General features: G+C 72.1%; 11 protein-coding genes. 8 read left to right on the forward strand and 3 right to left on the reverse strand.

Annotated features, from left to right (window positions below):
* Positions 1-72 precede the first annotated feature (72 nt).
* Entirely contained in the window at positions 73-378 is a 306-nt protein-coding gene (gene rpsN / locus ACFWM7_RS29910) for a 30S ribosomal protein S14 (RefSeq protein WP_383266420.1), read from the reverse strand.
* Positions 378-614, reverse strand: a complete 237-nt coding sequence (rpmB, locus tag ACFWM7_RS29915; RefSeq protein WP_383266423.1) for a 50S ribosomal protein L28 — start codon at positions 612-614, stop codon at positions 378-380. The genes rpsN and rpmB overlap by 1 nt, the downstream gene beginning before the upstream one ends.
* Before the next feature lie 70 nt (positions 615-684).
* Here rpmB and rpmG point away from each other — a divergent pair, with 70 nt between their 5' ends.
* The 5 genes from rpmG to ACFWM7_RS29940 all read left to right on the forward strand — a co-directional run bounded on the left by rpmG (position 685) and on the right by ACFWM7_RS29940 (position 4,371).
* Positions 685-849 carry a 50S ribosomal protein L33 gene (rpmG, locus tag ACFWM7_RS29920; RefSeq protein WP_269726976.1) on the forward strand — a complete coding sequence of 55 codons (165 nt, stop codon included), beginning with the start codon at positions 685-687 and terminating at the stop codon, positions 847-849.
* Positions 850-915: 66 nt separating this feature from the next.
* The gene (locus ACFWM7_RS29925) at positions 916-1,170 is read left to right on the forward strand and encodes a type B 50S ribosomal protein L31 (RefSeq protein ID WP_383266426.1); all 255 of its coding nucleotides are present in this window, start codon (positions 916-918) and stop codon (positions 1,168-1,170) included.
* Positions 1,167-2,321 carry a CobW family GTP-binding protein gene (locus tag ACFWM7_RS29930; protein WP_383266429.1) on the forward strand — a complete coding sequence of 385 codons (1,155 nt, stop codon included), beginning with the start codon at positions 1,167-1,169 and terminating at the stop codon, positions 2,319-2,321. The genes ACFWM7_RS29925 and ACFWM7_RS29930 overlap by 4 nt, the downstream gene beginning before the upstream one ends.
* 105 nt (positions 2,322-2,426) lie before the next feature.
* On the forward strand, positions 2,427-2,675 hold the full coding sequence (gene rpsR / locus ACFWM7_RS29935) for a 30S ribosomal protein S18 (protein ID WP_205083147.1): 249 nt from the start codon (positions 2,427-2,429) through the stop codon (positions 2,673-2,675).
* An 82-nt stretch (positions 2,676-2,757) separates the two neighbouring features.
* Positions 2,758-4,371 carry an MFS transporter gene (locus tag ACFWM7_RS29940; RefSeq protein WP_383266432.1) on the forward strand — a complete coding sequence of 538 codons (1,614 nt, stop codon included), beginning with the start codon at positions 2,758-2,760 and terminating at the stop codon, positions 4,369-4,371.
* Positions 4,372-4,589: 218 nt separating this feature from the next.
* Here the strand turns inward: ACFWM7_RS29940 and ACFWM7_RS29945 are convergent, their stop codons facing one another.
* Entirely contained in the window at positions 4,590-5,033 is a 444-nt protein-coding gene (locus ACFWM7_RS29945; RefSeq protein WP_383266435.1) for a subtilase-type protease inhibitor, read from the reverse strand.
* 414 nt (positions 5,034-5,447) lie between these two features.
* Here ACFWM7_RS29945 and ACFWM7_RS29950 point away from each other — a divergent pair, with 414 nt between their 5' ends.
* Genes ACFWM7_RS29950 through ACFWM7_RS29960 form a run of 3 tightly spaced genes read left to right on the forward strand, consistent with a single transcriptional unit; the run spans position 5,448 to position 9,489 of the window.
* Entirely contained in the window at positions 5,448-6,356 is a 909-nt protein-coding gene (locus tag ACFWM7_RS29950) for an ABC transporter ATP-binding protein (protein ID WP_383266437.1), read from the forward strand.
* 8 nt (positions 6,357-6,364) lie between these two features.
* Entirely contained in the window at positions 6,365-7,339 is a 975-nt protein-coding gene (locus ACFWM7_RS29955) for an iron-siderophore ABC transporter substrate-binding protein (protein ID WP_383266440.1), read from the forward strand.
* A gap of 2 nt (positions 7,340-7,341) precedes the next feature.
* Positions 7,342-9,489, forward strand: a complete 2,148-nt coding sequence (locus ACFWM7_RS29960; protein WP_383266442.1) for an iron ABC transporter permease — start codon at positions 7,342-7,344, stop codon at positions 9,487-9,489.
* The last annotated feature ends 37 nt before the right edge of the window (positions 9,490-9,526 follow it).

Raw genomic sequence — 9,526 nt, forward strand, 5'->3', positions numbered from 1 at the left:
GGCGAGGTCCGCCGTGCCACCACCCGCCCCTGCGACGCGCTCAGCCCCGGGGCGCCGGGACGGCGGCCGGCGTCACCAGGAGGACTTGGTCACACCCGGCAGAAATCCCGCGTGGGCCTGCTGACGCATCCGGACCCGGGAGAGGCCGAACCTGCGCAGGTACCCCCGGGGCCTGCCGTCGACGCTGTCCCGGTTCCGGACCCGGGTGGCGCTGGCATCGCGCGGCTGACGTCGCAACTCCTCGACGGCCGCGACCCGCTCAGCCTCCGGCGTACCGGGCCGGCGGATGATCTCCTTGAGCTCGGCCCTGCGGGCCGCGTAGCGCTCGACGGTCGCCCGGCGCTTGTCGTTCTGGGCGATCTTGCTCTTCTTCGCCATCAGACCTTCCCTCCCCGCGCGCGGACGCGCGCGACCGCGGCTTCGATGCCGATGCTGTCCACGGTCTTGATCGCCCGGGCGCTCAGCGTGAGGCGCACATAGCGCCCCTCGCCGGGCAACCAGTACCGCTTGCGCTGGATATTCGGGTCGAACCGGCGGGACGTCCGGCGGTGCGAGTGGGAGATGTTGTTGCCGAATCCCGGCTTGGAGCCGGTCAGTTGGCAGTGGGCGGACATGAAAGTTACCTGCCTCTCCTTCGACGCATCCATTATTGAAAATGGAAACCATTGCCATATAGTAGCGCCCATGGCTCGCAACGAAGTACGCCCGATCATCAAGCTCCGCTCCACCGCGGGGACCGGCTACACCTACGTCACCCGTAAGAACCGGCGGAACGACCCCGACCGGATGGTGCTGCGCAAGTACGACCCGGTCGCCCGCCGCCATGTCGACTTCCGCGAAGAGCGCTGAAGCACTCCCCCGACGCCCGCTCCACCCCGCCCCGTCCCGCCCCTGAAGCCCCCCGAGGACACCGTCATGAAGCCCGGAATCCACCCCTCCTACGGTCCCGTCGTCTTCCGCGACAAGGCCGCCGACTTCGCGTTCCTGACCCGCTCGACCATGAGCAGCGACCGCACCGTCACCTGGGAGGACGGCAACACCTACCCGGTGGTCGACGTGGAGATCTCCTCCGCGAGCCACCCCTTCTACACCGGCACCGCCCGCGTCCTGGACACCGCCGGACGCGTCGAGCGCTTCGAGCGCCGCTACGGACGCGGTGAGGCCCGGTGAGCGAGCACCGCACGAAACTGCCCGTCGTCATCGTCTGCGGCCTGCACTCCGAGGCGCGCCGCGACGTGGTGGAAGGGCTGCTGCGGGACGTACCGCACAGCGTCGCGCTCCACCACGACCTGTCGACGGCCACCGGCGGGACGGTCCGCCGCTCCCTGCGGGACGCCGGCGGCGAGCTGGCCTCCGGCGAAGCGCCGCTGGTGAACGCGTGCGCCTGCTGCGCGCTGCGCGAGGACCTCGTCCCGGAACTCGAACGGTTGGCGGCGGACGGGGTGACCCGGCTCGCCGTCCTGGAGCTGTGGGACTCGGTCGAGCCGAAGTCCATGGCCGAGGTGATCGCCGCGCACACCGACGCGGCCGAGGTGACAGGCGTGTTCGCGGCGGTCGACCCCGCACTCGTCCTGCCCTGCCTCTCCAACGGCGACGACCTGGCCGAGGCCGGACTCGCGGCCGCGCCGGCCGACCAGCGGACCATCGGCGACACCTGGGCCCGGCAGGTGGAGTACGCCCCCGTCCTGGCCGTGGCGGCGAGCCTGGCGGCCGACGACGAGGACCGCGCGCTGATCCGGCAGTTGAACCCGACGGCTCGTCAGGCACAGGCCGGATCGGCGGAGTTGGCCCGGCTCGCGTTCGCCGGGTTCGACGTGGAGGCGGCGGCAGCGGGCCAGCATCCGGCCTGCGCCCTGCTGCCGCAGGAGGCGGAGGAGGCCGGGGTGGGCACGCTGGTGTGGCGGCGGCACCGGCCCTTCCACCCCGAGCGCCTGCTCGACGCTCTGGAGGACCTGAGTTGCGCGGCGGCCCGCAGCCGGGGCCGGTTCTGGCTCGCGGACCGGCCCGACACCCTGCTCTCCTGGGATGCCGCGGGCGGCGCGCTCTGCGTGGAGAACACCGGCCCCTGGCTCGCCTCGCTCCCGGACGCCGCCTGGTCCATGGTGCCGCCCTACCGGCGGGCGGCCGCCGCACTGGACTGGCATCCCGAGCACGGCGACTGCTGCCAGCACCTGGTCTTCGTCTCCCCCGGCCTCGACCGCGAGGGACTGTCCGGTCTGCTGGACTCGTGCCTGCTCACGGACGAGGAGTACGGGTCGGGCCGGGAGGCGTGGAAGAGCCTGCCCGCCGCGTTCGACGCGCTCCTCGACCCGGTCCACTGACCCCGCACCCACACCCGGCACACCCACCACACCTCACCACTCCAAGCACACCCACCGCCCCCAGCGCACCCACCACCCCCAGCACACCGAACACGAGGAAGCCTCATGGCACGTCAGCAGGACCCCCGCAAGCCGCTCAAGAACCGGCCGAACCCCCTGGATGCCGCCGGGATCACGTACATCGACTACAAGGACACCGATCTGCTGCGGCGGTTCATCTCCGACCGGGGGAAGATCCGCAGCCGCCGGGTCACCCGGATCAGCGCCCAGCAGCAACGCCAGATGGCCGCGGCCATCAAGAACGCCCGCGAGATGGCCCTCCTCCCGTACTCCGGATCCGCCGCGGGCAAGTAGCGCGCGACGTCCCCACCCCCGCGGCGGGGCCGCGTTCGCGGCTCGGGATGCATCACCACGGCACCCCGGGGACCATGGACGCATGGGCAGAGACATCCCGGAGAAGAGCGCCCCCGGTCCGGCCTCGTCGGACCCGGGAACTGCGGGTCGACGGGGCCGCCCGCCGAACCAGGGCCTCGCTCTCGCGGCCATGCTGTTCGCCGTGTCGATGACCTTCATCGACCAGACCATCGTCGCGATCGCCGCCCCGGACATCATCGACGAACTCGGGCTCACCTCCTCGCAGATGCAGTGGGTCGTCAACGCCTATCTGCTCACCCTGGCCGCCTTCTTCGCGCTCGGCGGGCGATTGTCCGACATCTTCGGCCACCGCCGCGTGATGCTGATCGGCACGCTCGTCTTCGTCATCGCCTCCGCGCTCTGCGGCGCGGTGCCCTCCGGCGACATCGCGCAGGCCTGGCTGATCGGCTTCCGGGCCGTCCAGGGCATCGGCGCGGCCCTGATGTTCCCCGCCGCGCTCGCCGTGGTCATCGCCGTGTTCCCGGTGGAGCGGCGCGGGCGGGCGCTGGCGCTCTTCTTCGGGGTCTCCGGGGCGCTCACGGCGGTCGGGCCGCTGCTCGGCGGCTGGCTCACCGCGTGGACGTGGCGGGCGATCTTCTGGGTCAACGTTCCGATCGCGGTCATCGCGATCGTACTGGCCCTCATGGCACGCATCCCGGACCGGGCCCGTCGCGAGCCGCTGGACCTGGCCGGAGCGGCCCTGGTCGCCGTCGGCATGGGGCTGACGGTGCTGGGTCTGCAGCAGGCGTCGACGTGGGGCTGGGACTCCGTCGCCACCTGGGCCTGTATCGCGGGCGGTCTTGTGGTGCTGGCGGTCTTCTGCCGGTTCGAGCTGCGCACCCGCTTCCCGTTGATCAAGCTGCGGGTCTTCCGTGACCTGGCGTTCAGCGTCGACAACGCCGTGCTGTTCTTCGCCATGATGGCGTTCGTCCCGGTCTTCTTCTTCGCCTCCGTCTACGCCCAGGTCTCGCTCAGCGCGTCGCCGAACCAGGCGGCACTGTATCTCCTGTACTTCTTCATCGGTTTCGGGCTGGCCTCCCAGTGGGGCGGCCGGATCCTCGACAAGCGCGGAGCCCGTCCGGCGATGAAGCTCGGCACGGCGCTCGGCGCGGTCGGGTTCGCCCTGTGGGCGGGGAAGTTGACGACGCTGTCCATGCACGACCAGTGGCTGTACGCGGCCATGGCCGGCGCGGGCATCGGACTGCTGCTGGCGCCGGCTTCGACCGACGCGGTGAACCGGGCGATCGACGCCAGTTACGGCGAGGTCACCGGCATCACCCAGACCGTGCGCAACTTCGCGGCCAGCATCGGCCTGGCCGTCTACGGCACCATGCTGACCCATACGACGATCACCAAGGTGGACGAGACCCTGCGGGACAAGGGGGTGCCGGACGCGGCGTCGCAGGATGCCGCCGAGTCCATCGCCCAGTCGGTGACCGGACAGGCGGACTCCCGGGGGCCCTCCGGCTCGGGACCGGTTGCGGAGACCGTACGGGACTCGATGTCGGCGATCCGGATGGACTTCGCCGAGGCGAACCAGTGGGTGTTCTACGGCATGGCCATCGCCCTGGGTATCGCGTTCCTGATCTCGCTGCGCCATCCCGGAACCCGGGTGACGCAGGAGTCCTCCGACTAGCGAGGGACGCGCCCGGGGTCGGACGGGGCCGGCGACCACCGACCGGGACGGGTCGCTGCCGGCCGCGGCGGAACGGCTGGGGCGACCGCAGGACTCCCGGTCGTCGTGGACGGGGACGGCGTGTGCGGGGCACGCCGGACGGGGCGGAACAGCCGGTACAGGGCCGGGCGGTGACGGTGTCGTACCCCGTCACCCCGGCGTCGGCACGCCCCGGTGGATCAGAACGCGAACACGGCGTTGTCGTTCATGCTGCCGGCCATCTCGCAGGCGTTGCCGTAGGTGGTGCTGAACTGGACCGGCTTGCCCTGCCAGACGCCGTGGGCGGCCACCACGACCGGATCCCACTGGCGGGTACAGGTCCGGTTCGACGGGCCGGCGGTGAGTTCGGAGAACTTGCCCTGGACCGCGGCCAGTTCCTTGCAGGCCTCGGCGGGAGCGGGGTGCGTCCCCTCGGCGGTGGGGGCGCAGGCGAGCGTCACGGCCCGCTCGACGGTGGCGGTCAGCTGGTCCTCGCCCCGGGCGACGGTGAGGACGAGCGCGGAGGGTGCGTAGAGGCTCTCCGCCTTCGCCGGTGCGGCCTGCGCGGTGGCGGTCACGAGACCACCGAACAGAAGCGTGCTCGCCGTGATGGTTGCGAAGATGGCGTGAGGGTTGCGGCGCATTGGTGAAAACTCCTTGGTCGGGTGCCTGATTGCGGTCAGGAGTCTTACGCATGCGGAAAGTAGGCGCACATCGACGGCCACCTTCCAGCCGCAGACGGATGTTCGAGCCGACCGAATGGTCATTCGGGCAGCTCAGAGGCCCCGCGTGAAGCGTCCACCATATGGACGGACTTCGGCAGTTCAATCCGAAACGACCGCCTGACCTGCGGATACGCCGGAGCGTCCCGGTGCGCCAAACCGCCGCTTCGGCCGGAAAGTACCGCCATCCGAGGCCCGGGGCCGACTCGACACCCTCCGACCGCACCTCGTCGGCGACCGCCGGCCGATGGGCGGAGCCGCCTGCGGGTCACGCGGAGGACACGATTCCGAATCCCCCTTGACCAGGGTAATTTAGGTTAGGCTAACCTCACGCTCGTGATCGCTCCTGCCCTCGACCGAGAAGACCCACCGCCACGGCGCTCCGCGCCGGCTGCCGGTGCCACCGCACGGCCCGCCGACGACGCGGGCCTCGACGCCCGCGACATGACGATCGCGTACGACGGTACCGACGTCGTGCACGGCGCCGACCTCAGGCTGCCGCGCGGTCGAGTCACCGCGCTCATCGGGCCGAACGGCAGCGGGAAGTCCACCCTGTTGCGGGCCGTGGCCCGGCTGCACAAGGCCCGTACCGGCAGGGTGACCGTAGCCGGCCAGGCCGAGGACGCCATGCCCGTCGACGCCCTCGCCCTGTCGCGCTCCGACTTCGCCCGCCGCGTCACCCTGCTCGCGCAGAGCCGCAACGCACCGGCCGGGCTCAGCGTGCGCGATGTGGTCGGATTCGGCCGGCACCCCTACCGGGGCCGGATCCGGGGGGCCGACCCGGACGGCGCCCGGATGGTCGAGCACGCGCTGACCGTCACGAACCTCACCGAGTTCGCCGACCGCGGGGTGGAGAGCCTCTCCGGCGGGCAGTTGCAGCGCGTCTGGTTCGCCTGCTGCCTGGCCCAGGACACCGACGTGCTCCTGCTCGACGAGCCCACCACCTATCTCGACCTGCGCTACCAGGTGGAGATCCTCGACCTCGTCCGCGATCTCGCCGACACCCACGGCGTCACCGTCGGGGTCGTGCTCCACGACCTGGACCAGGCCGCCGCCGTGGCCGACCAGGTCGTCCTCCTCTCGTCCGGGCGGATCGTCGCCGCGGGAACGCCCGGCGAGGTGTACGTCCCCGAGCGGCTCAGCGACGCCTACGGCATCCGCATCGACGTCGAACCCGACTCCTCCACCGGCACCCCGCGCACCCGCGCGGTCGGCCGCCACCACCTGCGTACCGAAAGGCCCTGAACACCCTCATGAAGAACCAGCACCTGACCTGGCCCGTCCTCGCCGCCGCGGCCGCGCTCGCCCTCACGGCCTGCGGCACCACCGAGGCGCAGAAGAAGGAGTCCGCCGGGGACAGCGCGGTGACCATCACCGACTCCCGCGGCAAGAAGATCACGCTCGACGGGCCGGCCAAGCGCGTCGTCGGCACCGAGTGGAACGTCGTCGAGACGCTCGTGACCCTCGGCGTCCAGCCGGTCGGCGTCGCCGACGTCAAGGGCTACACCGCGTACGACACGGCGGCCCCGCTCACCAAGGGCGTCAAGGACATAGGCACCAGAGGCGAGCCCAGCGTCGCCACCGTCGCCGGTCTCAAGCCCGACCTCATCGTCGCCACCACCGACCTGTCCGACTCCGCCATCGCGCAGCTGTCGAAGGCCGCCCCGGTCGCGGTGGTGCGCTCGGCCGACGCGAGCCGGCAGATCGACCAGATGGTCGACACCGTCGAGCTCATCGGACAGGCCACCGGCACCGAGGACAAGGCCAAGTCCGAGATCGCCTCCTTCCGCAAGGCGGTCGAGGACGGGAAGAAGAAGCTCGCGGACGCCGGGCTCGACGGCGAGAAGGTCGCCTTCGCCGACGGCTGGCAGGAAGGCAACCAGGTCTCGGTGCGCCCGTACGTCAAGGGCTCGCTGCTCTCCGACGTGAACACCGAACTCGGCCTCGTCGACCCGTGGAAGCTGGAGGGCGACAAGGCCTACGGCCTGGCGGCGACGGACGTCGAGGGCCTCACGAAGATCGGCGACGCGCAGTTCGCGTACATCGCCAACGACTCCGACGGCGGCGACCCGTTCGCCGACGGTCTCAAGGACAACGCGGTCTGGAAGTCCCTCCCGTTCGTCAAGAACGACGAGGTCCACCGGCTGCCCGACGGCATCTGGATGTTCGGCGGCACCGCGTCGATGCGCGAGTACATCGACGCCCTCGTCGGCGCGCTGACCGCCTGACGATGAGCACCCGCACCCCAACCGCCCCGCCCGCCCCCGTGAAGAGGGTGGCGGGCGCGGCCGGTCCGGCCGGGGACGTGTCCCCGGCGGCGGCCGGCCCACCGGCCCGCCGCGGCCGGATGTTCCTCCTTGCGCTCGCGGGGATCGTCGCCCTGGCCGCCCTCGCGCTCACGCACGTGAGCCAGGGCACCGCCGCCGTCGATCTGCACACGCTCTGGCAACTGGCCACCGGGGCCACGTCCGACCGCAGTGCCCACGAGCAGACGGCCGCCGTGGTCCTGGACTCCCGGCTGCCCCGGCTCGCCGCGGGCCTCCTCGTCGGCTGCGCGCTCGGCGCGGCGGGCGCGGCCCTCCAGTCGGTGTCGCGCAACATGCTGGCGTCCCCCGACACGCTGGCCGTGAACGCGGGCGCGTATCTCGCGGTGGTCACCGTCGCCGCGTTCGGGATCACGCTGCCCGCGCTGCCGGCCGGGGCCACGGCGTTTCTCGGGGGGCTTTGCGCGGCGGCCGTCGTGCTCGGCCTGTCCCGGGCGGGGGCCGGGCCGATCCGGCTGGTGCTGGCGGGATCCGCGCTCACGCTCGCGCTGTCCGGGCTGAGCGGGATGCTGCTGCTCCTGCGCTCCCAGCAGACGACCGGTCTCTTCGCCTGGGGCAACGGTTCGCTCGCCCAGATCGGCATGCAGTCCATCGACCGGCTCACCCCGGTGGCCCTCGTGGCGTTCGCCGGGCTCATGCTGCTGGGCCGGCGCCTCGACATCCTCGCCCTCGGCGACGACGGTGCGGCGGTCGTGGGGGTGAGCCCCCGGCTGACGCGCAGCGTCGCCGTGATCCTCGCGGTGCTGCTGGCGGCGGTGTCGGTGGCGGTCGCGGGGCCGGTCGGCTTCGTCGGCCTGTGCGCGCCCGCGGCGGTCCGGCTGCTCAGCACCTGGATCCCGGGCCTGGTCCGGCACCGCGCGTTCATCCCCGCGTCGGCGCTCGCGGGCGTGCTCGTGGTGCTCGGCGCGGATGTGCTGCTGCGCGCGGTGTTCGGCGCCCAGGCGGGGGCCGAGGTGCCCACCGGCATCGTCACGACCTGCTTCGGCGCGCTCGTGCTGATCGTCCTGGCCTACCGGTCGCGCGACATGGGCACGGACAGCGGCTCGACGGCGTTCGCCAAGCTGCGCAGCCGGCGCGCGTTCGTCCTCACTCTGGTGGCCACGGTCGTGGGGCTGCTCGGCGCGGTGGTGGTGGCGACGCTCTTCGGCGACGCGACGCTGCTGCTGGGCGATGTGGGCAACTGGCTCGCCGGCCGGTCGGGACAGTTCGTCAGTTACGTCTTGGACACGCGGGTTCCCCGGGTGGCCGCCGCCCTACTGGCCGGTGCGGCGCTGGCGGTCGCGGGCGCCGTCGTCCAGGCGGTGTCGCGCAACCCGCTCGCGGAGCCGGGCGTCCTCGGGGTCGTCAGCGGGGCCGGGGTCGGGGCGGTCGCCGTCCTCACCGTCGTACCGCTGGCGAGCTTCTGGCTGATCGGCGGCTCCGCGCTGGCCGGTGCGGCGGCAGCGGCGGCGCTGGTGTTCGGTCTGGCCTCACGCCGTGGCCTGGAACAGAACCGTCTGGTGCTCATCGGCATGGGTGTGCACGCGGGTGCGGGCGCGTTCGTGAGTCTGCTGATCGTGCTCACCGATCCGTACAACGAGACGAAGGCGCTGGCCTGGCTGGGCGGCTCGACGTACGGGCGGACGTTCCCCGAGCTGGTTCCGGTGCTGGCGGGGCTGGTCGTGGCGCTGCCCGTCCTCGTGGTGATGCGCCGCGAACTGGACCTGATCGGGCTGGACAACGAGACGCCGGCCCTGCTCGGTGTGCGGATCGGGGCCACCCGGCTGGCGCTGTTGAGCCTCGCCGTCCTCCTGACGGCGGGTGCCGTCGCGGCGGTCGGCGTGATCGGGTTCGTCGGCCTCGTCGCTCCGCACGCGGCCCGCGCCCTGGTGGGCCGGAGCCATGCGCGGGTCATTCCGGTGAGCGCGCTGCTCGGGGCGCTGCTGGTGGTCGTGTCCGACGTGGTCGGCCGGACGGTCATCGCCCCGGCGCAGATCCCGGTCGGGCTGCTCACGGCCGTGATCGGCGCGCCGTACTTCATCTGGCTGCTCTGGCGGTCCCGGCGCGAGGGCTGACGTGCGCCGTACCGGCGGTGCGTGACCGCCGGTACGG

The sequence above is a fragment of the Streptomyces sp. NPDC058375 genome, from assembly GCF_042723425.1.
In the GTDB taxonomy this organism is placed as follows: Bacteria; Actinomycetota; Actinomycetes; order Streptomycetales; family Streptomycetaceae; genus Streptomyces; species Streptomyces durocortorensis.

Coding starts and splice junctions, on each gene's coding strand:
- rpsN (WP_383266420.1), bottom strand. CDS start 378: ATGGCGAAGAAGAGCAAGATCGCCCAGAACGACAAGCGCCGGGCGACC.
- rpmB (WP_383266423.1), bottom strand. CDS start 614: ATGTCCGCCCACTGCCAACTGACCGGCTCCAAGCCGGGATTCGGCAAC.
- rpmG (WP_269726976.1), top strand. CDS start 685: ATGGCTCGCAACGAAGTACGCCCGATCATCAAGCTCCGCTCCACCGCG.
- ACFWM7_RS29925 (WP_383266426.1), top strand. CDS start 916: ATGAAGCCCGGAATCCACCCCTCCTACGGTCCCGTCGTCTTCCGCGAC.
- rpsR (WP_205083147.1), top strand. CDS start 2,427: ATGGCACGTCAGCAGGACCCCCGCAAGCCGCTCAAGAACCGGCCGAAC.
- ACFWM7_RS29940 (WP_383266432.1), top strand. CDS start 2,758: ATGGGCAGAGACATCCCGGAGAAGAGCGCCCCCGGTCCGGCCTCGTCG.
- ACFWM7_RS29945 (WP_383266435.1), bottom strand. CDS start 5,033: ATGCGCCGCAACCCTCACGCCATCTTCGCAACCATCACGGCGAGCACG.
- ACFWM7_RS29955 (WP_383266440.1), top strand. CDS start 6,365: ATGAAGAACCAGCACCTGACCTGGCCCGTCCTCGCCGCCGCGGCCGCG.
- ACFWM7_RS29960 (WP_383266442.1), top strand. CDS start 7,342: ATGAGCACCCGCACCCCAACCGCCCCGCCCGCCCCCGTGAAGAGGGTG.